24 protein-coding genes are annotated in these 25,157 nt (G+C 65.1%); 15 read left to right on the top strand and 9 right to left on the bottom strand.

The genetic code is table 11. The features are described from left to right. Positions 1 to 61: 61 nt before the first annotated feature. From GBO37_RS15145 to GBO37_RS15115, 7 genes are all read right to left on the bottom strand, one after another. Positions 62 to 3,133: a type I restriction endonuclease subunit R gene (locus GBO37_RS15145; protein WP_252929893.1), complete on the bottom strand. Its 3,072-nt coding sequence runs from the start codon at positions 3,131 to 3,133 to the stop codon at positions 62 to 64. 3 nt (positions 3,134 to 3,136) lie between these two features. After that, positions 3,137 to 3,748 carry a hypothetical protein gene (locus tag GBO37_RS15140; RefSeq protein WP_252929892.1) on the bottom strand — a complete coding sequence of 204 codons (612 nt, stop codon included), beginning with the start codon at positions 3,746 to 3,748 and terminating at the stop codon, positions 3,137 to 3,139. Continuing rightward, the gene (locus GBO37_RS15135; protein WP_252929891.1) at positions 3,745 to 5,028 is read right to left on the bottom strand and encodes a restriction endonuclease subunit S; all 1,284 of its coding nucleotides are present in this window, start codon (positions 5,026 to 5,028) and stop codon (positions 3,745 to 3,747) included. The genes GBO37_RS15140 and GBO37_RS15135 overlap by 4 nt, the downstream gene beginning before the upstream one ends. After that, complete coding sequence (locus GBO37_RS15130; RefSeq protein ID WP_252929890.1) at positions 5,025 to 7,205, bottom strand: class I SAM-dependent DNA methyltransferase; 2,181 nt, start codon at positions 7,203 to 7,205, stop codon at positions 5,025 to 5,027. Before GBO37_RS15130 ends, GBO37_RS15135 begins: the two co-directional genes overlap by 4 nt. A gap of 156 nt (positions 7,206 to 7,361) precedes the next feature. Continuing rightward, positions 7,362 to 7,742 (bottom strand): hypothetical protein, encoded by a 381-nt coding sequence (locus GBO37_RS15125; protein ID WP_252929889.1) that lies wholly within the window; start codon positions 7,740 to 7,742, stop codon positions 7,362 to 7,364. Then, a complete protein-coding gene (locus tag GBO37_RS15120; protein ID WP_252929888.1) occupies positions 7,739 to 9,064 on the bottom strand; it encodes a recombinase family protein in 1,326 nt (441 codons plus the stop codon). Before GBO37_RS15120 ends, GBO37_RS15125 begins: the two co-directional genes overlap by 4 nt. Beyond that, positions 9,061 to 9,516, bottom strand: coding sequence for a DUF2924 domain-containing protein (locus tag GBO37_RS15115; RefSeq protein ID WP_252929887.1), 456 nt, complete (start codon positions 9,514 to 9,516; stop codon positions 9,061 to 9,063). The genes GBO37_RS15120 and GBO37_RS15115 overlap by 4 nt, the downstream gene beginning before the upstream one ends. A 391-nt stretch (positions 9,517 to 9,907) precedes the next feature. Here GBO37_RS15115 and GBO37_RS15110 point away from each other — a divergent pair, with 391 nt between their 5' ends. The 15 genes from GBO37_RS15110 (at position 9,908) to GBO37_RS15040 (ending at position 24,135) form a co-directional block, all read left to right on the top strand. Further along, a complete protein-coding gene (locus GBO37_RS15110) occupies positions 9,908 to 12,103 on the top strand; it encodes a hypothetical protein (RefSeq protein ID WP_252929886.1) in 2,196 nt (731 codons plus the stop codon). A gap of 84 nt (positions 12,104 to 12,187) precedes the next feature. Further along, entirely contained in the window at positions 12,188 to 12,433 is a 246-nt protein-coding gene (locus tag GBO37_RS15105; RefSeq protein WP_252929885.1) for a hypothetical protein, read from the top strand. Positions 12,434 to 12,532: 99 nt separating this feature from the next. Next, positions 12,533 to 13,255, top strand: coding sequence for an RNA polymerase sigma factor (locus GBO37_RS15100; protein ID WP_252929884.1), 723 nt, complete (start codon positions 12,533 to 12,535; stop codon positions 13,253 to 13,255). A gap of 84 nt (positions 13,256 to 13,339) precedes the next feature. Beyond that, complete coding sequence (locus GBO37_RS15095) at positions 13,340 to 13,534, top strand: hypothetical protein (protein WP_018303655.1); 195 nt, start codon at positions 13,340 to 13,342, stop codon at positions 13,532 to 13,534. Positions 13,535 to 13,868: 334 nt separating this feature from the next. Then, positions 13,869 to 14,744, top strand: coding sequence for an ATP-binding protein (locus GBO37_RS15090; protein WP_252929883.1), 876 nt, complete (start codon positions 13,869 to 13,871; stop codon positions 14,742 to 14,744). Positions 14,745 to 14,845: 101 nt separating this feature from the next. Further along, the gene (locus tag GBO37_RS15085) at positions 14,846 to 15,469 is read left to right on the top strand and encodes a hypothetical protein (protein WP_252929882.1); all 624 of its coding nucleotides are present in this window, start codon (positions 14,846 to 14,848) and stop codon (positions 15,467 to 15,469) included. Positions 15,470 to 15,483: 14 nt separating this feature from the next. After that, the gene (locus tag GBO37_RS15080) at positions 15,484 to 17,172 is read left to right on the top strand and encodes a DEAD/DEAH box helicase (protein ID WP_252929881.1); all 1,689 of its coding nucleotides are present in this window, start codon (positions 15,484 to 15,486) and stop codon (positions 17,170 to 17,172) included. A gap of 3 nt (positions 17,173 to 17,175) precedes the next feature. Then, on the top strand, positions 17,176 to 17,586 hold the full coding sequence (locus tag GBO37_RS15075; RefSeq protein WP_252929880.1) for a DUF6511 domain-containing protein: 411 nt from the start codon (positions 17,176 to 17,178) through the stop codon (positions 17,584 to 17,586). After that, on the top strand, positions 17,583 to 18,353 hold the full coding sequence (locus GBO37_RS15070) for a hypothetical protein (protein WP_252929879.1): 771 nt from the start codon (positions 17,583 to 17,585) through the stop codon (positions 18,351 to 18,353). The genes GBO37_RS15075 and GBO37_RS15070 overlap by 4 nt, the downstream gene beginning before the upstream one ends. Further along, a complete protein-coding gene (locus GBO37_RS15065; RefSeq protein ID WP_252929878.1) occupies positions 18,350 to 20,671 on the top strand; it encodes an AAA family ATPase in 2,322 nt (773 codons plus the stop codon). Before GBO37_RS15070 ends, GBO37_RS15065 begins: the two co-directional genes overlap by 4 nt. Positions 20,672 to 21,011: 340 nt before the next feature. Then, positions 21,012 to 21,551 carry a hypothetical protein gene (locus GBO37_RS15060; RefSeq protein WP_252929877.1) on the top strand — a complete coding sequence of 180 codons (540 nt, stop codon included), beginning with the start codon at positions 21,012 to 21,014 and terminating at the stop codon, positions 21,549 to 21,551. Then, positions 21,548 to 21,748, top strand: a complete 201-nt coding sequence (locus tag GBO37_RS15055) for a hypothetical protein (RefSeq protein WP_252929876.1) — start codon at positions 21,548 to 21,550, stop codon at positions 21,746 to 21,748. The genes GBO37_RS15060 and GBO37_RS15055 overlap by 4 nt, the downstream gene beginning before the upstream one ends. Beyond that, positions 21,741 to 22,121, top strand: coding sequence for a DUF6362 family protein (locus GBO37_RS15050; RefSeq protein WP_018303644.1), 381 nt, complete (start codon positions 21,741 to 21,743; stop codon positions 22,119 to 22,121). The genes GBO37_RS15055 and GBO37_RS15050 overlap by 8 nt, the downstream gene beginning before the upstream one ends. Positions 22,122 to 22,537: 416 nt before the next feature. Continuing rightward, complete coding sequence (locus GBO37_RS15045; protein WP_252929875.1) at positions 22,538 to 23,914, top strand: site-specific DNA-methyltransferase; 1,377 nt, start codon at positions 22,538 to 22,540, stop codon at positions 23,912 to 23,914. Continuing rightward, positions 23,911 to 24,135, top strand: coding sequence for a hypothetical protein (locus GBO37_RS15040; protein WP_252929874.1), 225 nt, complete (start codon positions 23,911 to 23,913; stop codon positions 24,133 to 24,135). The genes GBO37_RS15045 and GBO37_RS15040 overlap by 4 nt, the downstream gene beginning before the upstream one ends. A gap of 53 nt (positions 24,136 to 24,188) precedes the next feature. Here GBO37_RS15040 and GBO37_RS15035 read toward each other — a convergent pair whose 3' ends face one another. Continuing rightward, entirely contained in the window at positions 24,189 to 24,761 is a 573-nt protein-coding gene (locus tag GBO37_RS15035) for a DUF3489 domain-containing protein (RefSeq protein ID WP_252929873.1), read from the bottom strand. A 90-nt stretch (positions 24,762 to 24,851) separates the two neighbouring features. Next, positions 24,852 to 25,076 carry a hypothetical protein gene (locus tag GBO37_RS15030; RefSeq protein ID WP_252929872.1) on the bottom strand — a complete coding sequence of 75 codons (225 nt, stop codon included), beginning with the start codon at positions 25,074 to 25,076 and terminating at the stop codon, positions 24,852 to 24,854. Positions 25,077 to 25,157: the final 81 nt, after the last annotated feature.

Below are 25,157 nucleotides of genomic sequence, written 5' to 3'. Positions count from 1 at the left end.
GTTTTCCTTTCGCCTTGCGAGCGCACCTGAAATCCAAATGCCTGGCGACCTCCTCAGCGGTTCACTCAACAGGATCTGTCTTCTGGGCCCGGCGGAAGATTTCACTGGCGAGGTGCTCGTGCGCCGCGGCGCGGAACTGCTTGTCCGTCATCACACGAGAGAAAATTTCCTCGTTGCCCTCCATGCGGTCGATGAACAACTCGTCTAGCATCCGCTCAAGATACGACGAGAAATTTGCCAAGTTGTTCGCACGCGCAGCTTCCACGATCTTTTCGTCCTGTTCAGCGCTCACGCGTATCTGATCGAAGAAGAGCTGATCGGCCGCAGTGAAATCGGTACCAAAGCGCTCGTTAAGCTTCTCGATCAAGCTAGAGAGAGCCACTTCTTCGTCGGGCGTTCGGGCCGTGCCCACGTCCGTTGGTCCCTTGAGCGGGTCGGCCTCGCCGTCGGACAGGTCAATCGATCCTTCGGTCATTTGCTGAAGCCGGAAGAAGCGCAGTGCAATCTCGTCGTCCAAGGCGAACGCTTGGCCGTCACCCGGCGGGGGCAGCTTCGAGATCAGGTTGCGAACAAAGGCATAGAGCTTCTCGAGATCGCTATCCTGATACGGAATGATCTGCGAGAGGAAGGCGTATAGGTTCCGGTACGCTGTGAGTTGGCCGCGAAATTCCTCCTGCTCGGCCTCTTCCTTATCGAGGAACCTCTGCACAACAGAGTCCAGTACCGAGTTCATCAGCCGGTGATCAGTAGCGGAGTGCTCGCGTTTGCGTCGGTACCAGACCTCGGCGAAAGCGTTCACATCGTCGGGAGCGAAAATCGCCCATTCCAGGAGCTTGTGCTGCAACTCGGAGAGCCGGTGCGGATCGGCGTTTTCGCCAATCGGCGTTACCTCGTAGTACGGCTTGAAGGCTTTGTAGATGTCATCTTCTTCGTTCGCGAAGTCGAGGACGAAGGTGCGTGCCTTGCCCGGCGCCATCCGGTTCAGGCGCGAGAGGGTCTGCACCGCCTGCACGCCCGCGAGCCGCTTCACGACATACATTGTCTGCAGGAGGGGCTGATCGAATCCGGTCTGATACTTCTCCGCCACCAAGAGCACGCGGTAGTCGTCACGCTCGAAGGTCTCGGGCAACTCGCTTTCCGCGAGGCCATCGTTCATCGACACTTCGGTGTAGGCCGATCCCGGGTCCTCCGGATCTTCCACGGTGCCGGAAAAGGCGACGAGCGAGCGGATGCCATCGTAGCCGTGCGCCTTGATATAGCGGTCGAAGGCCAGCTTGTATTTCACTGCGGCAAGGCGCGAGCCTGTCACGACCATGGCCTTCGCGCGACCGCCGAGCTCGTGCATCACGTAGAGACGGAAATGCTCCACGATGACGGAGACGACCTGCTCGATGTTGACCGGGTGCAGCTCCAGATACCGCGTCAGTGCCTTCGCCGCTTTCTTGCGCGGCACATCAGGATCGTTCTCGACCTGCTTGATCAGACCGAAGAAGCGCTTGTAGGTCGTGTAGTTCTGCAACACGTCCATGATGAAGCCTTCTTCGATGGCTTGCCTCATCGTGTACTCGTGGAACGGCGACGTGCCAGTTGGTCCCGGCTCGTCGAAGAGGGTCTTGGTCTTGAACTTCGGCGTTGCGGTGAAGGCGAAGAAGCTGAGGTTCGGCTGGCGTGCCCGCTTCAGGGAGTCGCGCAGCATCGCTGCCTTGGCGTCCTCGGACAGGTCTTCGTCTTCTTCCTCGGACAATTGCGCGGCGATCGCAGCCTCGATGCCGTCCTTGTTCAGCATGCCCTTAAGCGCCATGGCCGTCTCGCCGCTTTGCGAAGAATGCGCCTCGTCCACGATCACTGCGAACCGCTTGCCCGCCGTGTCGATCTTCACGCCAGTACCCTTGCTCTCCAGCGTTGAGAGCGCCTGCGAGATGAAGGGAAACTTCTGGATCGTCGTGATGACGATGGGCGTCCCGGCCGACAGTGCCCGGGCAAGCTGCTGAGTGTTTTCCTCGATCTTCTCGACGACGCCCGTCTTGTGCTCGAACTGGTAGATCGTGTTCTGCAATTGCTGATCGAGCACGCGCCGGTCGGTGACGACGACGACCGAGTGAAACACCTTCTCGTCATTGGCGTCGTGCAGGCTCGCCAACCGGTGGGCCAGCCAGGCTATCGAGTTCGACTTCCCCGACCCCGCCGAGTGCTGGATCAGATAATTCCTGCCAGACCCATGAGCGCCGGCATGTGCGATGAGCTTTCGCACGGCGTCGAGCTGGTGATACCGCGGGAAAATCATCGTTTCCTTGCGGATAGTGCGGACGCCCTTGTCGGTCTTGACCTGCCTTTCCTTGACTTCGAGGTGCATGAAGCGCTGGAGGATATCGATCAGGCTGTCGGCCTGTAGCACCTCGTCCCACAGGAAATGCGTCTTCCAGTTTCCTGCCACGGGCGGATTGCCGGCCCCGTGGTCGTGGCCACGGTTGAAGGGCAGGAAGACCGTCTCGCGTCCCTTCAGCCGCGTGGTCATCCACACCTCGTCCGGATCCACCGCAAAATGCACGAGCGCGCGCTTCTTGAAGGCGAACAGCAGATCGCGTTCGTCCCGTTCCTCCGCGTATTGTCGTATGGCGTCGGCCGCCCGTTGGCCGGTCATCGGGTTCTTGAGCTCCGCCGTCGCCACCGGGAGGCCGTTGAGGCTGAGCGTCACGTCGATGATGCAGCGCCGGTTCTTGCCGTCTGCACGCTTCAGGACCGAGGCGAAGGCGACCTGCCGGGTTATGGTCAGCCGGTTCGTACCATACAGCGCGGCCGCATCTGGGTTCATGCCCGAGTTCGGTCGGAAGAACGCCATGCGGAACGTCTTGCCATAGCACTTGAACCCGTGGCGCAGGACATGGAGCGTGCCCTTGAGTTCAAGCTCCTTAGCCAGGCTGTCGAGCGCTGTCGCTTCGGTTTTCTCACCGAGCAGCGCCTCGAGCTGGCCCCAGCGTGTTGGCTGGCTGTCCTTGAGAAATCCGGTCACGTCCTCGGGAAAGAGCGCCAGCGCCTCGTCATAGGACCCTGGCTGGCGCGTGGCGTAGCCGCCGCCCCCCGTGAGTCCAGCCTCGATCGCGGTTTCAAAATCTCGCTCGGTATGGCCGGACATGGCTCAAATCTCCTGCACAGAAGTGTTCTGCAGGTCGGCCAGGGGCTGACCGTTCACCTCGTCAAAGTGGTAGTATCGAATGGAAGGATCGGCGTTGAGCTGCCGGTTGGGGTCGAGATATGCGCCAGGGTTCTCGTTCTCGGCGAAGACGAACTTGCGCAGACGGATTCTGCGATTGTCGCCGGTGTAGTGATCGATCGTGCGTTTCAGGCTGGTGACCCAACACATTCCGGCCCTGAGTTGCGGGACGATCTTTTCGGCTGTCAGGCTCTTCGATTTGAACTCGATGCAGTCGGCATGGAAGGCGCGGCCGTTGACGTAGAAGATCACGAAATCGCAGCGCCTGGACCACGGCTTTGCCGTATCGTCGAGGAAGTGGAACAGCGCCGGTTTGCTCTTCTTCTTCGCCGTGTCGAAATCATCATGGTCCAGCTTGAACGCCATACCGGGTCCTGGGAGCAGAAGCTCGATCTTGCGCTCCTGAGGTTTCACGTCCTCGGGGCGAAAGTACTTCTCCGTCAGCAAGACCTTTCCCCCAGCTCCGTCGTGCATGACGTAGTCGCTGTTCACATACGCCTTCAGATGCTCGAAATAGGTACCGGCCGCCAGAGTCATTGCAGCTCCGTGAGCTTTCCGGTGACAGCGGCGGTAATGAGCGCTGCTCGGTATTCCGAAAGTTGGTCAGAGGATCGCCGCACCAACCGCACCACCTCATCCAACTTATCCTTTGCATCGATAATCGCGGCAATGATCGCTTTCTGCTCGTCCAGAGGAGGGAGTGCCATTCGAATGGATTTTACGTCTCCAAGTCCTATTGTGCCTATTGTCGAGCCGTTGGTTAGCCGCAACAACTCACCAGTCATCCCGTATATTGTGAAAAGCAAGTACTCAGGAATGACGCGGTCCTCATGGCACAACCACGCGATGATGTGTTGAGATACAGCCATCGGTCGCGTCGTTATGGCGCTTTCCCCGATCGTGGCGTCGCGAGTGAAAACTACAGCCCTCGCAGGAAGCAGCCGAGCTGACGAATTTGCCAGCCCTAGCTCGTTGATCTTGAATGTGGTGTCAGAAATGTAATCCGCCTCTCGTAGGATCGCGGTGTCATTTAGGGAAACCCACGGTATCTCGCAGTCTTCCCAATAAGCCTCGATTTTCTTATCAGGTGTATGCCCGCTTTCAAGTTTTGCGACTCTCTTGACGGGCAGCACCTCCCAATGCGCGGGGATGTCGCCGAGCCAGTCGATGCCGGAGGGCTTCATCGGGGCGGCGGGATCGAGGCCCTTCGTAACGGCGCGGGTCATGAGGGCCTGGCGCTTCTCGGCCAGCTGATCCAGAAGCGCGCGCTTCTTCTCGATCAGTCCGTCGATCTGCGCGGTCTTCTCATCCAGAAATCGTGCGATCTGTCGCTGGGTTTCGAGTGCCGGGAGGGGCAGCGGCTGGTGGCCGACCGTCTCCCAATCCGCGCGAGGCATCTTTGACCCAAAGGTTTCCGAGTTGATCGTGTCGATGAAGCCTTTGGATACCAGCACATAAAACAGGAAACGCGGTTCAACAGCCTCGGACGGCCGAAGGCACAACAACTCACCTGAACTCGCGCCATCGAATGTTGCGTGATAGACCTTTGCAAGATACGGGCGAAGTTTGTTGAAAAGAACATCGTCTTTCTGGAATACTCGACTATCCGCCTCGGCCGGTTTCGGCTCCTCAATCAGAAGCTTCCCGGTCCACGACGCAATATCCTCATTCGAGATGTACGGAAGCGCCTCTTGTTCCGCTTCTGTCGGACGTTTTGTTGAGAGATCGACTGACCATTTCAGCCAGTTTCTTCCCCAACCATCCGGGACATGCGCCGCCCATTCCGGCAGTTCATTGCTGCGGGCGAAGTAACTCATGCGACCAAGCCCTTAAGCAGCCCGGCGATCTCGCCTTCCAGCCCGGTGATGTCGGCCTCGATCTCGTCCAGCGGGCGTGGCGGCTTGTAGACATAGAAATGCCGGTTGATCGGGATCTCGTAGCCGACCTTGGTCTTGTCGAAATCCACCCAGGCATCCGGCACATGCGGCAGAACCTCGCGCGCCATGTAGTCCTCGATCGTGCTACGGAATGCCGCCACCAGCCGGTCGTTGGGCTTGTCCGGCCCGAACTGCATCGGCAACGGAAGCGCAGTGCCCTCGGGCAGCGGGATGTTTTCGGTGTCGCGCAATTCGCTGTCGGGTTCAGGCCGCCCCTTGGCGTCACGGCAGATTTCGGCATCCGGGTCGCGCTCGCCCAAGGCGGCGAAGATCGCCTTCTTTACAGGGGCGGCGATCTTCACGCCGACCCTCCTAGCGGCCGCAGTCAGATCGGCGTCGAACACCGCGCGGTCCATGTAGCGACCCCGGCCCTCGAGCGTGGCGAGAGCCGCGCGGATCGCCTCCTGCTGCTTCTGGCCTTCCGCGATCTCGCGCGCCGCCGCGGCCTCGTCCTTGCGTTTCTTCGATGTGGCAAGGTTGGCAAAGGGGGTCTGGTCGTCGAGCTTGGCCAGCCGATCCAGCGAAGCTTCGAAGCTCATCCGCAGTGGTCGCTCCACCGTCACCTTGAGAAATCCGAACTCCCGGTTCTCGAAGATGCGCGACACGGTGCGTGTCTCGGTCTCGCCGGTCTTCTGATCAATGACGACCTCCGCGGTCTCGCCGTCGCGATACGCGCCATAGATGCGGGTAAGGTGTCGGATCTGGTCCTCGGTGATCTCGTTGCGCTTGTTGTTGAGGCTCTTCTTCATCCGCTCGAAGAACCGCGTCCCGTCGATCAGCTGCACGTTGCCGCGCCGCTCGGGCGCTTTGCGGTTGGTGACGAGCCAGACGTAGGTGAAGATGCCGGTGTTGTAGAAAAGCTGGTCGGGGAGCGCGACGATGGCGTCGAGAAGGTCGTTCTCGATGATCCAGCGGCGGATATTCGATGGCCCGGACCCGGCGTCGCCTGAGAAGAGCGGCGAGCCGTTGAACACGATGGCGATCTTTGACCCTTCGCCCCCGTCCTGGGGTGCCGGGTGCATCTTCGACATCATGTGCTGGAGGAACAGGAACGAGCCATCGTTGATCGCGGGCAGACCCGCGCCGAAGCGGCCGGAGAAGCCGTGCAGCGCATGCTCCGCCTCAACGACGGATTTCTGATCCTTCCACTCCACGCCGAAGGGCGGGTTCGCCAGCAGATAGTGAAAACGCTCTCCCTCGAAACCGTCGCGGGTCTTGCCATCGCCGAGCGTGTCGCCGAGGACGATGTTGCTGGTCTCCTCGTCCTTGATCAGCATGTCCGAGCAGCAGATCGCCCAGGACTCGTCGTTGTACTCCTGCCCGAAGAGCGCGAGATTGGCGCTCTCGTTCTGCGCGAGGATGAATTTTTCGGACTCGGATAGCATCCCGCCCGTGCCGCAGGCGGGGTCATAGATGGTCCGGTATATGCCAGGCGTGTAGACGTCCTGCTCGCCGGTGTAGATCAAGTTCGCCATCAGCCGAATGACTTCGCGCGGGGTGAAGTGGTCGCCGGCCTCCTCGTTGGCCTGCTCGTTGAAGCGCATCACCAGGTGTTCGAACAGGTAGCCCATCTGCAGGTTGTCGATGCGATCCGGGTGCAGGTCGACGTCGGCCATCGCCTTCACGATGGTGAACAACCTATTGCTGGCATCGAGCTTCTCGATCTGGTCGGTGAACTTGAACCGCTCAAAGATGCTGCGCGCCGTAGGCGAGAAGCCGTTGATGTAGGCGACGAGGTTGGGCGCGATGTTCTCGGCGTCGCCAAGTAGACGCCTGAACGTGAAGGGGCTGGTGTTATACAGAGGATGCTGTCGGGTAGGATCAGCGGCGCGGCCAAGCAGCCGCTCCATCGCGCTCTCAGGCATGTTCTGCGCGGTGAGCTTGTCGTACTCCTTGAGCACAGCGTCTTTCGTCGGCTCAAGGACACTGTCGAGCCGTCGAAGGACGACCATCGGCAGCATGACGAGCCGATACTGGGGCGGACGATAAGGACCGCGCAGGCGGTTCGCGATTTCCCAGATGTGGTTTTTGAGCTGATCGTGAGCCTGCAGATTCATTCCGGGATTGACCTTACTTGCTTTTTCAATCCTCGGTTTATCGCGGGGCTTCGATGATCACCATGGATTTCTGTTGATATTCTAATGGCATCGGAGGTCGTATCCCCCGGCGTCAAAGAGAAACAGAGCGGGTGCGCGCGGTCAAGGCAGCTGAGCCTACCGGACCGGCCGCTGCTCCTTCCACTCCATCGGAAACGGTTTCATCAACGTCGGAAGCGTCAGGGCTCTCGGCTGGCGCCCATCGAGGATGGCCTCGATCAATTCCGGGGCAAGCAGCGTCAGCCGAAAGACGCGCGCCACGTACGTCGACGGGATGGCCTCACGGGCGGCAAGTTCGGCGATGGTGGCGAACTCACCCGACTCCAGCATACGCTTCCATCGGAAGGCGCGCGCCAGCGCCTTGATCAAGGCATCGTCGGGATGATGATGAGCGCGGGTCTCGGTGGGCACCTGCATCTCCTTGCGCCCGCCGCGCTTCACGATGCGGAATGGCACGTGGATTGTGACCGTCTCAGGGACCGCCGTCGCGCGGGTCATGCCGCTGCTCCGATGCTGCCAGACAGCATCTCGCGCGCGAGCCCTCCGAGGCCGTCCATCCGAAGCCGGAAGTTGAGCCCGTTCGTGCCGATATCGACGCGCTCGACCAGCAGCGTGACAATGCGCGCCTGCTCAGCGGGGAAGAGTTCGTCCCACAGCGGGTCGAGCTGCTGAAGCGCTGTCCGTGCGTCGGCCTCGGAGATGTCGTCGGCGTGGGCACGCGCCGCCTTCCAGGTCCCCGCAACAATCTCCGGCTGGCGGAACACGGCGCGCAGCTGGTCAATGACAGCGGCCTCGATCTCGCCCGCGGGCACGCGGCCGACCGGGCACGACCCGGCGCCATGCTTCAGCACCGTCTGGCTGACATAGTAGCGGTATAGCTTGTCGCCCTTCCGGGTGTGCGTCGGCGAGAAGGCCGCGCCGTCCGGCCCGAACAGCAGCCCCTTCAGCAGCGCGGGCGTGTCGGCGCGCGTGCGGGCGGCGCGCTTGCGCGGGCTTTCCTGCAGGATGGCGTGGACCTTGCCCCACGTGTCGCCGTCGATGATGGCGTCGTGCTCGCCGGGATAGCTGTCGCCCTTGTGGACCGCCTCGCCGATGTAGGCGCGGTTGCTGAGCATCCGATAGATGTATTTCTTGTCGATCCGGTTGCCGCGCGGGGTTCGGATGCCACGTACGCCTACCTCTCGCGCCAGCTCCGTGCAGGACCCGATCTCGAGGAAGCGGTCGAAGATCCAGCGCACATGCGCGGTGGCGTCTTCGTCGACCACCAGCTTCCGGTTCTCGACGCGGTAACCGTGGGGTGGCACCCCGCCCATCCACATCCCCTTCTTCCGGCTGGCCGCGACCTTGTCGCGGATGCGCTCGGCCGTCACCTCGCGCTCGAACTGGGCGAAGGACAGCAGGATGTTCAGCGTCAGCCGCCCCATCGACGTGGTCGTGTTGAAGGACTGGGTCACCGAGACGAAGGTCACGCCATTCCGATCGAACACCTCGACCAGCTTGGCGAAGTCGGCGAGCGAGCGGCTGAGGCGGTCGATCTTGTAGACCACCACCACGTCGACCAGCCCGTCCTCGATGTCTACGATCAGCCGCTGCAGACCGGGGCGCTCCAACGTGCCGCCGGAGATACCGCCGTCGTCATACTGATCGCGGACAAGCACCCAACCCTCGGACCGCTGGCTGGCGATGTATGCCTCGCAAGCCTCCCGCTGCGCGTGGAGCGAGTTGAACTCCTGTTCCAGCCCTTCCTCGGAGGATTTGCGGGTGTAGACGGCGCACCGCAGCTTGCGGACGACCTTGGATTTCTCGGGCGGTTTCGTCATGTCCGCCCCCTGTGGTTCTTGAGCCCGAAGAAGGTCCACCCGTTCCAGCGGGTGCCGGTGATGGCGCGGGCGATGGCTGACAGCGACTTGTAGGGGCGGCCCTGCCACTCGAAGCCGTCGGCGGTGACGGTGACGACCTGCTCGACACCCTGCCATTCGCGCAGCAGCCGCGTGCCGGTGATCGGGCGGTCACGGTCGGCGCGCATGCCACGCTTCTTCCTGTCGCCGCCGTCCAGTTCCTCGCCCAGCCGCTCCAGCCGCCGGATCGTCTCGGGCTTCAACCCGCCATAGGCGAGTTCCTGGATGCGATAGGCCAGCCGGCTTTCGAGGTAGCGGCGATTGAAGGGTGGCGGTTCGCAGTCGAACAGATCGCGCCACTGCTTTTTCAGGTCAGGCGTCGGCATGGTCTTGAGCGCGGCGAGGCGCGCGGGGATGGGATCGGGCTTGTTCATGCATTTCTCCGGTGAGTTGGAGTTGCATGACGGCATTGGTCGGGCGGATAGTGTAGAGTGCTTTCTCCAGTATCGTTAGATACTTCGCCCGCCCCCCGCATCCGAAGCCGAACCAGCCCGAGCGCCAGCAGCCTGCACAGCTCGGCGCGGCGTTCTGCGGGCGTCATCTGGTCCGGCGGGAGAGGATTAGGGCGTTTCATGTCTTGGTAGCCGTGATCGGTGGTGCTGTTACCGATCAAAAGCCACCCGGCCGCCCGGGACGGGACATCTCAGAAGAACGGAATGCAGAAATGCGAACAGGGAGAGAACATCAGGGGTTGCCGATCACGGATATGTCCATGATTATCGTGGGTTGAATCAATCGAGAGCAGTTGTTCATTGAGGTGAGTTCATGGCGCGGAGGAAGAGCGAATTCGGACCGAACCTCGGGAGTATCCTTCAGGGCGCCCCAGCTGCGCTGGTCCGGCAGTTTCTCGCCAGCTTCAAACGGCCCGACGACACTCTTCTCGCTCCGCCGGAAATCATTGATGGCACGACCGATGATCAAGGCAAGGCCGCGCTGAGTGCGTACCTGCGTTCGGAGGACAAGGAAATCATCGGGCTACTTGAGGGCATCGCTGGCGCTCTGCTCGACATGGGCCAGGACAAGGGAGCGACCTCACTCGACACGGTTGCGGGGCAACGGCTGCAGAATGTCGACTACGACCATTATGAGTCCCAGCCTGACCTTCTGTGCAAGAGCATCTGGATGCGCACGGTCTTCCCGATGCACTTTCACGACGCCCAGAGCTTCTATGCCGCGCGGCGCTATCGAGAACGGCGGACGTACTACACATGCTGCGAGGTGGACTTCGACCACGCTTCTGTTGCCGACGCAGAGGGAATCCCTGACGAGAAGCTCTGTGACGCTGTTCAGGAAGCTCTGGGACTGAAGGGCAAGGTCACCGCGTCCGTCCTCGAATTGCCCGAGACCGCCAACTACCCGCCGTCCTTCATGGTCGCCCTGCGCCATCCCGGGCCCCTGTCAAGTATCGACAATCATCGCGAGGAAGGGGGCTGGACCGTCCACTACTACAGGCCATCACACGAGGCTGTCCTGATCTACACGCCCAAGCTGAAGAAAATCGAGGTCGCATCTGCCAGCGGCGAGGTTCGCGAAAAAACCTCGAAAGTCTTCGCGGAGGTCGTTCTAGGGCGCCCGCCTTCGGCCAAGCCGCTGACCCGCCGAGAGTTTAACCTCGAACGCTTCAGGTCCTCCTTCGATCTGGATCGCCCAGATTTCGACGATGTCGAGATTACGCTGGCGGCGGTAGTCGAGGCCGAGGTGCGCCTCGGCTCGTGGGGCCGGCGGCTGAACATCAAGGTGACCATAGAAGACACGATGGAGGACGTTGTCCGGAAATACGTCGCCAATTCAGCCGCCCTGATCCGGAGTTTCGGCTTCACAAAAATCGCCATCGCAATTGGTTACACCCGTCGATCAGACGGCAAGAAGGGAACCTTCCGGGTCTCGATCTCGAATGGCAGCAGTTCGGACGTGCAGAGCATGCGCGATCCGTTCCTTCGGGACCTTGGGTTCCGACTGCTCGAACACTGGGGTCTTACGCAGAACCTGCGGACGCTCACCGATCAGGAACGGGCGCAGTGGTTCGGCTTTCTTCTGTCGCTGTACGACCTGCCCGGCGACACTGTTGCAGGTGCGTTCTTCAACTCCGCGGGCGTCGATCCAGCCCGCTTGGTGAGTGCGAGATTGATTGCCCGCAAAGGGCGGCAGGTGATTGGGCTCGCCGAGGATGACGATGAGGTTGTCGAAGTTGAGCAGGAAACGGGTCCGGAGCCGGGGACGGTTCGACAAACCGGTTCCTTTGGGGAGGCGGACGGATTGCGTCTCGACACCAATGCGATCGAGTACGGGATCGATCAAGCATGGCTCGCCGAAACCATCCTCAAGGCGATAGCTGGCTCTCTCGGCATCAGGAACATCGAAACCATCAACGAGTTCCTCGTCTCGCTTGGGCCGATTGCACTGGGTGAGCGAAAGGTCCCGCTTTACCTGGCGCGCCGCCTTGCCGATCTGAAAGCCCGCGAGAATGTCGAGAATGCGCTTCGGTCGCGACATACGGCGGGTCCTGGTCTCGTACTCGCCGTGTCCAATGATCCACCACGATTCCTCGGGCCGAACGTCGTGATCGCGCTACGCGACCTGTTGCTTCAGGACGGAAGCCTCGGCGATCTGGACCAGGAGGAAATGGCTCGGCGATTCGAGGCGAACCGAACGCTAGCGTCCTCCGCGCAAGTCGCCCAAGTTGTACGACACACGCCTCGCTCTGCGACGCTCATCATCCCGGGTCTCGATCCGCTAACGCTTGATGGCGCGGGCCAGATCCAACTCTTCGAAAGCCTTGTTGAAGCGGCGACCGATGGCACAGGCCAGCGGCTGACCAAGGTCCTGATGGACGGGATGGGGTCTGACAATCCCAGACAGCTGTTCTCTTCCGGCGCATGGGCGAAGGCGCATCCGACTTACATCCGGCACGGCTCGAGCAATCGCTATTGGCGTCTCGGCGAGGCGACCGACACCGCGTGATCTAGAGTTCATCTAGGGTTTCGGGCGGGACGGTCTAACAAACCGCTGATTATTGGAAGGGCTCCACATCAGAGGAGCACTTCCATGCCGACTCCCTTCCCCTCGCGCCAGGCAGCCCAGACGAGCTGGTCCGGCGCAGCGAAGACCAAGCCCACCACCCACAACTCGGAATGGCGCTGCACGCGCTGTGACAAGCTGCTCGGCCTCTGCCTGGACGGCCGCATGCACCTGCGCTTCGCGCGGGGGCACGAGTATCTCGTGGGCTTCCCGGTGCAGGCCACCTGCCGCGGCTGCGGCTCGCTGAACAACGCGACCGCACCCGCGCGCTGACGCGCGCATTCACCCAACCCCCTGAAATCGCAGAGACGCGCGACGTCCTGACCTGGCCACGAGAAGGCGCCGGACGCCTGGCCGCAAGGCAGGCGTCCGATGTCCTTCGCGTGGCACGAGATCCGTGATCACCTCATGCAATCATCCACGAACCTTCACTTCCAGCGCAGCTTCGACGCCGTCCGGCGTGCGCAGGCTGCCCTCACACCGTTCCGGGATCCGGCGGCCCTGCTGGACGGGCTGCATCGCACGACCGGCGATCCGGCCCGGAAGAACCTGATCCTCGCCGCGCTGGTGAAGGCGGCGCAGGGCAACGGGTCCGCGTCCGACTGCGCCCTGACGCTGCTGTTGCTGGCGCTCTGGCCCGGCCTCGACGCCATCCGGCGCCGGTCGATCTGGCGCAGGATCGGCACCGCCGACGAGGTTGCGTCAGACATTCTGGCGCGCACCACCGAGGCGGTCCGCGGCCTCGACCTCGGGCGCGTCAACTGGATCGCGGCCACGGTCCTGCGAAATGTCGAGCGCGACATGATCCGCGTGCGCCAGCGCGACACGGCGCGCGAACATCTCGCCAGCGGCGCCGACCCCGACGAGGTGGCGGACAGCGGCGACAGCGGGATCGGCGAGACGGGGTACGCACGGCTGAATGGCGCGGTGCGGAAGCTGCTCGGCGACGACGCCCTGCTGGTGATCCGCGTGGCGATCGAAGGCTTCTCCCCGGCCGAGGTCGCCGTCGAACTCGGTCTGACCGAGGCCGCCGCCCGCAAGCGGTACCAGCGCGCGATGCGCCGACTGCACGACGCCCTCGAGGAAATCCCCTGACCCGATGTCCCGATCCGGTCCCGCTGGTGGCTTTTCCCATTCGAGCGCCCCGAGCGCCTTCCCTCCAACCGAAAGCAGACACGCATGAACCGCACTGCCGATCTGTCGCTCGAGGATTTCAGGCGTCTCCCGGGGCTCTATCGCCGCTGGGAGCTGACCGAGGTCTGCGAGCCCAACCGCAACTATCAGATCGAGGACGCCGGCGCCCATGCCGACGGGACGCCGCTCTTGGCGATCTACGTCGCCGAGCCCGCGCCCGACGTCCGCGAGGCCGCGTGATGCGCCTCCTCGATCACCTCATCTCACGGAGAAAAGCCATGCCGGACCAGCCGGACGACATCACCCGTCTTCGCGCCGCGAGCTACGCCCTCGAAGACCTCCCCGAAACCATTTCCCTGCCGCAGCGCCCCGGTGACGAGCCGCGCGCCCCGCTGCCGGTCCTCGAGGCGACCGTGGACGAGATCGCCTTCGCCATCGTGGAAGCGGAGCGCGAGAGCACGGCCGCCTACCGCCGCGCCGACGCGCTTAAGCGCCTCTACAAGCTCGCTCGCGAGGCGGGGNGCGTCGGCGCAGATCGCGCCGCCACGGCGGTGATGAAGAAGGAGGGCCAGTGATGGCCCTTCCCATCATCGGAGCCGACGAACGGCTGGCGCAACGCAAGGGCATCAAGGGCGTCATCTTCGGCCGGTCCGGCATCGGCAAGACCAGCCTGCTCTGGACGCTGAACGCCTCCACCACGCTCTTCCTCGACCTCGAGGCCGGGGATCTGGCGGTCGAGGGGCTGGAGATCGACACTCTCCGGCCCCGCACCTGGAAGGAATGCCGCGATTTCGCGGTGTTCATCGGCGGGCCGAACCCGGCGCTGCGCGAGGACCAGCCTTACAGCAAGGCGCATTTCGACGAAGTCTGCGGGCGTTACGGCGATCCGGCGGTGATCGGCAAATACGAGACCGTCTTCATCGACTCGATCACCGTGGCCGGGCGGCTCTGCTTCCAGTGGTGCCGTGGCCAGCCCGAGGCGTTCTCCGAGAAGACCGGCAAGCCCGACATCCGTGGCGCCTACGGTCTGCACGGCCGCGAGATGATCGGGTGGCTGACCCACCTGCAGCACACGCGCGGCAAGCATGTCTGGTTCGTGGGCATCCTTGACGAGCGGCTCGACGACTTCAATCGCAAGGTCTTCCAGCCGCAGATCGACGGCTCGAAGACAGGGCTCGAACTGCCGGGGATCGTCGATCAGGTCATCACCATGGCCGACATCCCGGACCCCGGCGGCCAGCCGCAGCGGGCATTCGTCTGCCAGACGCTGAACCCCTGGGGCTATCCGGCCAAGGACCGCTCGGGCCGCCTCGACAGGGTCGAGGCCCCGCATCTCGGACGGCTGATGGAGAAGATCCAGCGCCCCGCGGCGCCTGCCTCCGAACGCCTGACCTGGCCGCCGGTGACGCCCACCGATCCCGCCCCCGCGCAGGAGCCCGACCATGGCTGAGCGCCTCTCGCCACGCCCGGTGTCCCGATCCGGTCGCCGGGGTGGCTTTCCCCTTCTGACGCCGCTGCGCGTCCCACCCTCCAACTGAAAGGAGCCGCGCAATGTCCGGACCCTGGAACGACTTCAACTCCGCCCAATCGAACACCAACGTCATCCCGAAGGGCACGCTCGCCAAGGTGCGGCTGACCCTGCGCCCGGGCGGCTTCGACGACCCCTCGCAGGGCTGGACCGGCGGCTGGGCGCGCCGCGCCGCCACCGGCGCCGTCTATCTCGACGCCGAATACACGGTGCTCGAGGGGCCCTATGCCCGGCGCAAGGTCTGGTCGCTGATCGGCCTCTACAGCCCGAAGGGACCGGACTGGGCCAACATGGGGCGCGGCCTGATCCGCGGTATCCTCAACTCGGCGCGCGGCGTGTCCGACAAGGACAACTCGCCGGAGGCGCAGGCCCGCCGCCGCATCAACGGCTTCGGCGATCTCGACGGGGTCGAGTTCATCGCCCGTATCGACATCGGTCAGGACACCAACGGCGACGACAAGAACGAGATCCGCGCTGCCGTCACGCCCGACCATCGCGACTATGCCGCGCTGATGGGCACGGTCGCGCCGCAGTTCACCGCCGCCCCGGCGCAGGGCCACGCCCCGCAGCAACCCACGACGGCCACCCAGCCCAGCCAGCCCGCGTCCGCCCCCGGCACCGCCGGTCGGCCGAGCTGGGCGCAGTAAGGGGGAGACCGGCCATGCGCCTGCGCCCCCGCCAGAAAACCTTCGTCGAGCGCAGCGTGGCTGCGCTCGCTTCCCGCGGCAACACGCTGGGCGTGGCGCCCACCGGCGCGGGCAAGACCATCATGCTCTCGGCGGTCACCGGCGAGATGATCGGCGACGGGGCCAAGGCCTGCGTGTTGGCCCATCGCGATGAGCTGACCGCGCAGAACCGCGCCAAGTTCCAGCGCGTGGTGCCGGGCGTCGCCACATCGGTCATCGACGCCACCGAGAAGTCCTGGGGCGGCCAGGTCGCCTTCGCCATGGTGCCGACGCTGGCGCGGGCCTCGAACCTTGCAGACATGCCGCGCATCGACCTGCTGGTCGTGGATGAGGCGCACCATGCCGTCGCAGACAGCTACCGCCGCATCATCGATCGGGTGCGCGAAGCCAATCCCGACGCCCGCATCTTCGGGGTCACGGCGACGCCGAACCGGGGCGACAAGAAGGGCCTGCGCGAGGTTTTCGACAATGTCGCCGACCAGGTGCGGCTGGGCGAGCTGATCGCCTCGGGCCACCTGGTGCCGCCCCGCACCTTCGTCATCGATGTCGGCGTGCAGGACGAGCTGCGTTCTGTCCGCAAGACGATGTCGGATTTCGACATGGCGGAGGTCGCGGGCATCATGGACCGCGCCCCCGTCACCGACGAGGTGATCCGGCACTGGAAGGAAAAGGCGGGCGACCGGCAGACCGTGGTGTTCTGCTCCACCGTCGCCCATGCCGAACACGTCACCGACGCGTTCCGGGCCGCGGGCGTTTCCGCCGCGCTGATCCATGGCGACCTGGCGGCCGAGACCCGCAAGGCGATCCTCGCCGACTACGCGGCGGGCAGCATCCGCGTCGTCGTCAACGTGGCGGTGCTGACCGAGGGCTGGGACCACCCGCCCACCTCCTGCGTCGTGCTGCTGCGGCCCAGTTCCTACAAGTCCACAATGATCCAGATGGTCGGGCGCGGGCTGCGCACCGTCGACCCCGAGGAATACCCCGGCATCGTGAAGACCGACTGCGTCGTGCTGGATTTCGGCACCTCCAGCCTGATCCACGGCACGCTGGAACAGGATGTCGATCTCGACGGCAAGACCGAGACCGGCGAGGCGCCGACCAAGACCTGTCCTGCCTGCGAGGCGGAGATCCCGCTGGCCGCCACCGAATGCCCGCTCTGCGGTGAGGCGTTCCCCCGCGAGGATCTGGATGCAGGCGAAGGTGGGGCCGCGGCGCCGCTCTCGGGCTTCATGATGACCGAGATCGACCTGCTGAAGCGGTCCAGCTTCGCGTGGGTCGACCTCTACGGCACGGACGATGCGCTGATGGCCACCGGCTTCGCAGCCTGGGGCGGCATCTTCTGGCTGGACGGGGTCTGGTACGCCATCGGCGGGGCGAAGGGCGAACGCCCGCATCTGCTGGGTGTGGGCGAGCGCACGGTCTGCCTCGCGCAGGCGGACGACTGGCTGAACACCCACGAGACGGACGAAAGCGCCTTCAAGACCCGTTCCTGGCTGCGCCAGCCGCCGACCGAGAAGCAGTTGCAATACCTGCCGCCCGAGTGCCGCCATGACTTCGGCCTGACGCGCTACCGCGCCTCGGCGCTGATGACCTTCGGCTTCAACAAGCGCGCCATTCGCCAGCTGATCGACACAGCCGCCCGGCCCGAACGGAGGGCGGCATGACCCATGTCCACATCCACCCCCATCACGGCCGCGGACCGGCGGCGGCTCTGGCATCCGCGTGGAACGCTCTGTGCTGTCTGCCGGCAACCCACCCGTGGTTTTGGCTGGTTCGATCCGCACCGGTCGAAGCGGCCCCGGCCCTCGGTCTGGTTCTGCTCGATGCCCTGCCAGTCCTTCTGGACGCGCTTGGCGCGGGAGCGTTTCGCCATGGTTGACCTGACCGAGGAAGAGCGCGCCGCGATCTCCGCCACCATGAAGCGCGTGGCGCTGCTGATGGACGAGATCGGCTGGGCCACACCGCTTGCCGAGCTGACCGAGGCACAGGTGCGCGCGCTGATCGAGGAAGCCGTCGAGGGCTTCCGCGAGGCCATGTCCGACATCGCCCGGGCGCAGACGCCGGAGGTGCCGTTTTGACCCTCGATTACAATCATCGCCCCAGCTTCGCCGACCGAGTCAACGCCGCCGTCGATCAGGCGCTCACCGCCGATCAGGCCACGCGGCCGCTCCGCGACTATCTCGGCGGATCCCGCCTCGGCCATGCCTGCGAGCGCGCCCTTCAGTTCGAGTTCACGGCGACGCCGAAGGACGAGGGCCAGGGTTTCAGCGGCCAGTCGCTGCGCATCTTCGCCATCGGCCACGCGCTCGAGGATCTGGCCGTCGCCTGGCTGCGCGGCGCGGGCTTCGACCTCTACACCCGGAAGGGCAACCGTCCCGATGGCGGCCAGTTCGGCTTCTCGGTCGCGGGCGGGCGCATCCGCGGTCATGTCGACGGCATCATCGCTGCGGGGCCCGAAGGCTTCGGTCTGGCCGTTCCCGCACTGTGGGAATGCAAGACGATGAACGCCAAGAACTGGCGCGCCTGCGTCAAGGACGGCGTGACCAAGTCGAAGCCGGTCTATGCCGCCCAGATCGCGGTCTATCAGGCCTACATGGAAACCAGCGTGCCCGGCATCAGCGCCGCGCCCGCGCTCTTCACCGCGATCAACAAGGACACCGCCGAGCTTCACCATGAGCTGGTGCCCTTCGACGCCGATCTCGCGCAGCGCATGTCCGACCGGGGCGTGCGGATCCTGCAGGCGACCGATGCGGGCGAGCTTCTGCCACGCGTCGCGACCACGCCCGACTTCTTCGAATGCCGCTTCTGCCCGTGGTCCGAGCGCTGCTGGGGGCTTCCGGCATGAGCGACGACGGTATCCTGCACTTCAACCCGTGGACGGACTTCAACGACGGGCCACCCTCCGAGAACCCGTTCGGCTGCGACCCCGACCCAGAGCAGATCGCCGTGTTCCTCGACACGGTCTTCAGCTGGTGCGAGGGGCTGATCCCGCTCCGCGGCTTCGTCGACAAGGGTCAGGGCCGGGACGGCAAGCCGCACAACATCTGGATCCCGGCCGACGACACTGCGCCCGAGAAACTCGAAACCTTCGCCGCATGGGCGAACCGCGAGGGCGCCGCCGTCTATGTCATCCCCGGCACGGTCGAGGAGCAGGGCCAGGCCCGCGCCGCCGATGTGCTGCAGATGCAGGCCATCGTCGTCGATCTGGACGCGGGCCACATCCCGGCCAAGCTGGACCATGTCACCCGCCACCTCGGCGCGCCCACGCTCATCATCGAAAGCGGCGGGCGCACGCCCGAGGGCGCCGCGAAGCTCCATGTCTGGTGGCAACTCACCGAGCCTGCCGAGGGCGATGACCTGGCCACCCTCTGCCGCCTGCGCGGCGAGATTGCCGTGAAGGTCGGCGGCGACACGCATTTCCGCTCCGCGCACCAGCCGATCCGGGTGCCGGGCACGGTCTATCACAAGTACGGCCACCAGCGCCTCGTGCAGATCCGCGAACAGCGCGACGTCGAGGTCGACCTTGCGGACTTTGCCGATCGGGTCGCCGAGATGCCGCCGCTGCCCGGTGTGGGCTTCGCCAGCGACGTTGCCGCGCCGACCGAGAAGCTTGGCATCGACGCGGTGCTCACCACGCCGGTGCGCGAAGGCGCGGTGGACGATTGGTCCCGCTTCCAGGGGGCCAGCGCCGCCATCGGCCATTACGTGCGCCTGGTGCACGAAGGCCGCCTCGACCCGTTCGCGGGCTGGGAGGCGATCTGCGGCTACAACGCCGCCATGCTGCGCCCGTCCTGGCCGCTCGATCGGCTGATGGCCGAGTCCGAACGGCTCTGGGCGCTGCATGTGAAGCGCAACGGTCCGCCGCTCCTGCGCACAGCCCATGCCGATGCCCCGACCATCCCGTTGCCGACCTTCAGCCTCGGCGCGCTGCTCGACGACAGCAGTCCAATGCCGGAGGACATCATCGGACCCCGCGTGCTGACCCCTGGCGGGCTCCTCGTGCTGGGTGGCGCGCCCAAGGTCGGCAAGAGCGATTTCCTGATCTCCTGGCTCGTGCACATGGCCGCTGGGGTGCCCTTCCTCGGCTTCACACCGCCCCGGCCGCTGCGCGTGTTCTACCTGCAGGCCGAGATCCAGTATCACTATCTGCGCGAGCGCATGCAGCAGATCGCGCTGCCCGCCGCCGTGATCGCCGCCGCGCGCGACACCTTCATTGCCACACCGAAGCTGAAGCTGCTGCTCGACGCGGAGGGCGTCGCCCGCGTGGCCGAGGCGATCCGGGCCGCATTCGCCGACGCGCCGCCCGACATCATCGTCATCGACCCGATCCGCAATCTCTTCGACGGCGGACCTGAGGGGGGCGGCGAGAACGACAACACCGCCATGATGTTCTTCCTGAAGGACCGGGTGGAGCTTCTCCGCGATGCCGTCAATCCGGACGCGGGCGTCATCCTCGCCCACCACACCCGCAAGGCCACAAAGCATCAGGTCAAGGACGATCCCTTCCTCGCGCTCTCCGGCGCCAGCGCGCTGCGCGGCTTCTACACCTCGGGGCTGCTCATGCACCGCCCCGACGAGGACAGCACCGTCCGCCGGCTGGAGATCGAGCTGCGGAACGGCCCCGCGCTGCCAGGCAAGCTCATCGACAAGGTGAAGGGCGAATGGGTCGAGCTGAACCCGATGAACGAGCGCCTGGTGCGCAAGGAGGTCGGGGCCAAGTTCGACGCCGAACGGCTGCGCAAGCACGATGTCATTCTCGGCATGTTGCTGGATGAGGCGGCGGGTGAGCGGCTCTACACCGCCATGCAGTTCGCCGAGACCTTCGAGAACCGGGGCGGTCTGGGCAGCAAGCACACCATCCGCGAGCGGCTCAGCGTGCTGGCGACCAAGGGCTTCGTGAAGTTCCTGCGCGACCCCTCGGGGTTCGGTTTCCCCATCACCCGGTCGCGGTTCGGCTACCTCTGCGTCGAGGGCATGCAGTTCGGCGTGCCCGTCGAGGAGATCGATCCGGCCACCGGCGAGGTCACCACCGAGGCCCGTCCGGTCCTGCCCAGCCACTTCAAGTGTCCCCAATCCGGGGTCTGCTTGCAGGTCGAAAACCCCGCCGTCTGGGTCTACCCGGAGGGGCTGGAGGACGACCTCACTCATATGAGTGAGGCCTGACTCATATGACAGCGCCAACTGTGCACTCAACGAAATCAACGGGTTACGGGCAAATAAGAGTTAGGTCCCTAACTCATGCCCGAAGACTTCATGAAGTCTTATTCCGCAATGATTTCAGCTACTTGCCCTCCTCGGAACAGTTAGGTGTCAAACCCCCATACTACGTATGGGAGGGCCACCCCACAGGGTTGGCCACTCCTCCCATACGTCCGGGCCAGCCGCGCGCGCCGCCGTGACGGTCTGTTGTGCTTCCCGATCCGACGACGGCGGCCCCGTACCGCCAAGCACCAGACCGCCGTCGTCTTCCACCACCACAGGCCACCGGCAAAGGAGACCCATCATGGCTCAGCCGACTCTGATCCCCAATTGCGACGGCGCAAGGTTTGAATCGCTGCCGCTCGACGCCCCCCGCAACCGCTGCATCCTCGCGCTCGACCTTGGCACCTCGACCGGCTGGGCGATCCGCGGCCACGACGGTCTGATCACCAGCGGCACCGTCTCGCTGCGCCCGGGCCGCTTCGATGGCGGCGGTATGCGCTACCTGCGCTTCACCAACTGGCTGACCGAGATCGACCGGCTGTCCGGGCCCGTCGCCGCCATCTGGTTCGAGGAAGTCCGCCGCCACGCAGGCACCGACGCGAGCCACATCTACGGCGGGCTCATGGCCACGCTGACCGCATGGGCCGAGCTGCGCGGCGTGCCCTACGAGGGCGTCCCGGTCGGCACGATCAAGCGTCATGCCGCTGGCAAGGGCAACGCAGACAAGGCCGCCATGGTCGCCGCCGTCCGCGCCCGCGGCTTCAGCCCGGCCGACGACAACGAGGCCGACGCCATCGCCATCCTCCTCTGGGCGATCGAGACGAAGGGAGGTGTCGCATGAGATGGCATCCCCACGGCTACGGCGGCCGACGCCGGGATCCCGAACAGGTCAAGCGCGAGGGCTGGCAGGAACAGGGCGTCCTCGCGGTCTTCGCCGATGACGACCGCCTCACCTGGCCCGAGCGTGAACTTGTCCGCCAGCTTGGCGAGAAGCTCTACGGCCCGCGCCCTTCCGACAGGGAGGCGCGCCATGGCTGATCGCGAATGGACTGCCGACTGCGTCGCCGATCATTTCGAGGAGGCGTTCCGCACCCTGCGCAAGCTGCCGCCGGTCAAGGCGCAGGGCTACTTCAACACCTGGCCCGACATCGTGCGGACCAGCCGCGAGATCGCGGCGATGGAGCCGCAGCCGATGCGGGTCTGGCCCTCGGCCGCCGCGATCACCCGGCTCGAGCAGACCTTCGACTGGGTGCTCTGGATCGAGGAGGCGGAGCGCAAGCTGGTCTGGTCGCGCGCGGCCCGGGTGCCGTGGAAGCAGATCAGCGGCGAGCTGGGGTGCGACCGCACGACCGCGTGGCGTCGCTGGCAGCTCGCGTTGACCAAGATCGCTGCGCGCCTGAATGCGCAGTGACTCCAATGTGTTGCAACACTTTTCCCTTCGACATCTGCAACAGATCCATGCTATTCCGAAGGCAAGATGGGGAGAGTGCGCTGGAAAGCCCGCTCTCCCCTTTGCGTTGACGGGGGCCGTCTGGACCCCGGTATCCAGCGAGGGTCCGGCCGGGGTCCAGCTCACGGCAGTTTCCGGTTCCTTCCTGGCGATATTCGTATGCTGGCGGGCGAAGCGCGGGACATCGCCAGCGACAGGGCCGGATTTTTGGGAAGCCACCCGGAAGCCGGAGCCGCGCGCGCCCCGCACAAACCCCAATGAACGCTGGCCTTCCGACCGGACACCGATGGTGTCCGCTGGACCCCGTGTGGAGTCCGGCCCGGCATCCGGAGTCCGGAAGCCACCGGCATCCACCCGCCCGAGGAACCTTGCCCACCATGACGCTGAGCTTCGCCCCGGACGCGATCGAGACCTGGCCGCTGTCGCGCCTCCAGCCCTACGCGAAGAACGCAAAGGCGCACGGGCCGGACCAGGTCGCGAAGATTGCTGCCAGCATGGCCGAGTTCGGCTGGACCGTGCCCTGCCTCGTCGGCGAGGACGGCGAGTTGATCGCGGGGCACGGGCGCGTACTGGCCGCCACGCAGCTGGGGCTGACAGAAGCGCCCGTGATCGTGCTCGGGCATCTGACCGAGGCACAACGCCGGGCCTATCGCATCGCGGACAACAAGCTGACCGAACTCGGCACCTGGGACGAGGCGCTGCTGTCGGCGGAACTGAACGACCTGCTGGCCGAGGATTTCGACCTGTCGCTGGTCGGCTTCTCCGACGGCGAGTTGGACAAGCTGCTGGCGTTTGTGCCGGAGGGGGACGGTGAAGAAGGTGGCGCCGGGGGCTCCGTGCCGCCGGTGACCATCCCCGAACCGCCGCGCAACCCGGCCTCGCGCACCGGCGATCTGTGGATCCTTGGCGATCACCGCCTGCTCTGCGGCGACAGCACCAGCGCTGCCGACGTTCGCCGCCTGATGAATGGCGAGCGGGCGATCTTGTTCGCGACCGATCCGCCGTATCTGGTGGACTACGACGGCTCGAACCATCCGACGCGCAACAAGGACTGGTCGGCGTCCTACGGGACGACATGGGACGACAGTTCGCAGGGGGCCGAGCTTTACGACGGCTTCATCGCCGCGGCAGTCGCCGAGGCGATCACCGAGGATGCCGGCTGGTACTGCTGGCACGCCTCGCGCCGTCAGGCGATGCTCGAGGCCTGCTGGGAAAAGGCGGGCGCCTTCGTCCATCAGCAGATCATCTGGGTGAAGGACCGGGGCGTCCTGACCCGATCGCACTACCTCTGGAAGCACGAACCCTGCTTCATGGGCTGGCGCCGTCCGAACCGCCCGCCGAAGGTCGCCGAGCAGACGTTGCCCTCGACGTGGGAGATGCCGTCCTTCGCCAAGGACGAGCGCCCCGACCATCCGACGCCGAAACCGCTCGACGCCTTCGGCATCCCGATGCGCCAGCATGTCGCCCGCGGCGGGCTTTGCTACGAGCCGTTCTCGGGCTCCGGCTCGCAGATCATGGCGGGCGAAGCCAACGGCCGCCGCGTCTTCGCAATGGAAATCAGCCCGGCCTATGTCGATGTCGCCGTCGAGCGCTGGCAGGCCGAGACCGGGAAGGACGCAATTCTTGAAGGCGACGGCCGGACCTTCGCACAGGTGAGAACCGAGCGGCTGGGTGACGATGCCGAAGCCCCGGCCGATGCCCCGGCAAAGGACGCAGCCCCCGAACCCGCGCGAAAGCGCAAGACCGCCGCATGAAGCAGTCCCGCCTCATGTCGCTGGTCGAGTCCGTCGCCAACGTGATCGTCGGCTACGGTGTCGCCGTGGTCACGCAGATCCTGATCTTCCCGATCTTCGGGCTTCACACGACGCTGGCGCAGAACCTGAAGATGGGCGCGGTGTTCACCGTGGTGAGCATCGCACGATCCTTCGCCTTGCGGCGGGTGTTCGAGGCGATCCGGATGCGGGGCGCCAAATGATCGACCGCCGCCCCGGAGGGACGGCGGCCATCAACTTGTCGGGGTCCGGTGCGTCAAGCGGCGGGGAGCTTGTACACGCGCCCCCGGTTCTCGACCTTCTCGGAGGTCACCTCGAGCCCGAGTTTCTTCTTCAGCGCCCCGGCCATCGCGCCGCGCACCGTGTGCGACTGCCAGCCCGTTGCGGCCATGATCTCCTCGATGGTCGCGCCGTCCGGCGCGCGCAGCATGGCGATCAGGGTGGCTTGCTTGGTGCCCTCGCGCGGCGTGCGCGTCTTGGGCGCGGCCTTCGGTTCCGTGGGAGTGTCCGGCACGGGCTCCTCGGTCGGCGCGTCCGTCGCGCCCGCAGGCGCGGGGTTCGCGTCCTCGGGCTCGATGCCTATGGCGGCGAGGCCTGCGTCGGTCGCGACCAGTGTGACGCCGTGGCCGTCGCCGGTCTCGCGCCAGGCGGGCTCGCCCTTGCGCGTGTCCGCGTCGACCTCTTCGAGGAAGCCCTTGGCGAGCATCGCGCCGACCACCTTGGCGGCGGCGCCACCCCGCAGGCTCTCGGGCAGCGGCAGGGCGATATGCTCGGGCCGCTGGGCGGCGGCGCTCAGGATCAGGGCTTGGGTGTCGGAAAGCTTGGTCATCGTCGTCTCCCGTATCGGGGCGCGCGGGATGCAGGCCCTTCTACGAGGTCGAGCCCGCCAGTCGGCGGGCGGGACCGGGAGCGGGCCGTCTCACTCGGCGTGTTCGCCTTCGTGGAAAGCCATGTCGGTGATCTCGCGCAGCTTGGCGCGATAGTGGTTCAGGGTGCCGACGTGCCCCCAATTGATCTCGTCGGGGAGGGTCTCGAAGTGGTCGGCGCTGAGGGCGGCGAGCCGCTCCAGCATCGCGCCGATCTCGGTCTTTGCGGCGATAAAGGCGTCGAGGGCTTTCGTGTTGTCGGTCGCGCGGCGGGTCATCGGGCTGGCTCCTTGGGTCGATTTGCATCGCGTCGTCGAAGTGACGTTCGCTCTGTCCACCGCACTTATCAACTCGATAAG

The organism is Paracoccus sp. 08, from assembly GCF_024105395.1.
Taxonomy (GTDB): Bacteria; Pseudomonadota; Alphaproteobacteria; order Rhodobacterales; family Rhodobacteraceae; genus Paracoccus; species Paracoccus marcusii.
This window is presented reverse-complemented; position numbering and strand designations above follow the sequence as displayed.

Excerpts from the sequence above, each read along its gene's own strand:
- GBO37_RS15145 (WP_252929893.1), bottom strand. The coding sequence starts at position 3,133 with ATGTCCGGCCATACCGAGCGAGATTTTGAAACCGCGATCGAGGCTGGA.
- GBO37_RS15140 (WP_252929892.1), bottom strand. The coding sequence starts at position 3,748 with ATGACTCTGGCGGCCGGTACCTATTTCGAGCATCTGAAGGCGTATGTG.
- GBO37_RS15135 (WP_252929891.1), bottom strand. The coding sequence starts at position 5,028 with ATGAGTTACTTCGCCCGCAGCAATGAACTGCCGGAATGGGCGGCGCAT.
- GBO37_RS15130 (WP_252929890.1), bottom strand. The coding sequence starts at position 7,205 with ATGAATCTGCAGGCTCACGATCAGCTCAAAAACCACATCTGGGAAATC.
- GBO37_RS15125 (WP_252929889.1), bottom strand. The coding sequence starts at position 7,742 with ATGACCCGCGCGACGGCGGTCCCTGAGACGGTCACAATCCACGTGCCA.
- GBO37_RS15120 (WP_252929888.1), bottom strand. The coding sequence starts at position 9,064 with ATGACGAAACCGCCCGAGAAATCCAAGGTCGTCCGCAAGCTGCGGTGC.
- GBO37_RS15115 (WP_252929887.1), bottom strand. The coding sequence starts at position 9,516 with ATGAACAAGCCCGATCCCATCCCCGCGCGCCTCGCCGCGCTCAAGACC.
- GBO37_RS15110 (WP_252929886.1), top strand. The coding sequence starts at position 9,908 with ATGGCGCGGAGGAAGAGCGAATTCGGACCGAACCTCGGGAGTATCCTT.
- GBO37_RS15105 (WP_252929885.1), top strand. The coding sequence starts at position 12,188 with ATGCCGACTCCCTTCCCCTCGCGCCAGGCAGCCCAGACGAGCTGGTCC.
- GBO37_RS15100 (WP_252929884.1), top strand. The coding sequence starts at position 12,533 with ATGTCCTTCGCGTGGCACGAGATCCGTGATCACCTCATGCAATCATCC.
- GBO37_RS15095 (WP_018303655.1), top strand. The coding sequence starts at position 13,340 with ATGAACCGCACTGCCGATCTGTCGCTCGAGGATTTCAGGCGTCTCCCG.
- GBO37_RS15090 (WP_252929883.1), top strand. The coding sequence starts at position 13,869 with ATGGCCCTTCCCATCATCGGAGCCGACGAACGGCTGGCGCAACGCAAG.
- GBO37_RS15085 (WP_252929882.1), top strand. The coding sequence starts at position 14,846 with ATGTCCGGACCCTGGAACGACTTCAACTCCGCCCAATCGAACACCAAC.
- GBO37_RS15080 (WP_252929881.1), top strand. The coding sequence starts at position 15,484 with ATGCGCCTGCGCCCCCGCCAGAAAACCTTCGTCGAGCGCAGCGTGGCT.
- GBO37_RS15075 (WP_252929880.1), top strand. The coding sequence starts at position 17,176 with ATGTCCACATCCACCCCCATCACGGCCGCGGACCGGCGGCGGCTCTGG.
- GBO37_RS15065 (WP_252929878.1), top strand. The coding sequence starts at position 18,350 with ATGAGCGACGACGGTATCCTGCACTTCAACCCGTGGACGGACTTCAAC.
- GBO37_RS15060 (WP_252929877.1), top strand. The coding sequence starts at position 21,012 with ATGGCTCAGCCGACTCTGATCCCCAATTGCGACGGCGCAAGGTTTGAA.
- GBO37_RS15055 (WP_252929876.1), top strand. The coding sequence starts at position 21,548 with ATGAGATGGCATCCCCACGGCTACGGCGGCCGACGCCGGGATCCCGAA.
- GBO37_RS15050 (WP_018303644.1), top strand. The coding sequence starts at position 21,741 with ATGGCTGATCGCGAATGGACTGCCGACTGCGTCGCCGATCATTTCGAG.
- GBO37_RS15045 (WP_252929875.1), top strand. The coding sequence starts at position 22,538 with ATGACGCTGAGCTTCGCCCCGGACGCGATCGAGACCTGGCCGCTGTCG.
- GBO37_RS15040 (WP_252929874.1), top strand. The coding sequence starts at position 23,911 with ATGAAGCAGTCCCGCCTCATGTCGCTGGTCGAGTCCGTCGCCAACGTG.
- GBO37_RS15035 (WP_252929873.1), bottom strand. The coding sequence starts at position 24,761 with ATGACCAAGCTTTCCGACACCCAAGCCCTGATCCTGAGCGCCGCCGCC.
- GBO37_RS15030 (WP_252929872.1), bottom strand. The coding sequence starts at position 25,076 with ATGACCCGCCGCGCGACCGACAACACGAAAGCCCTCGACGCCTTTATC.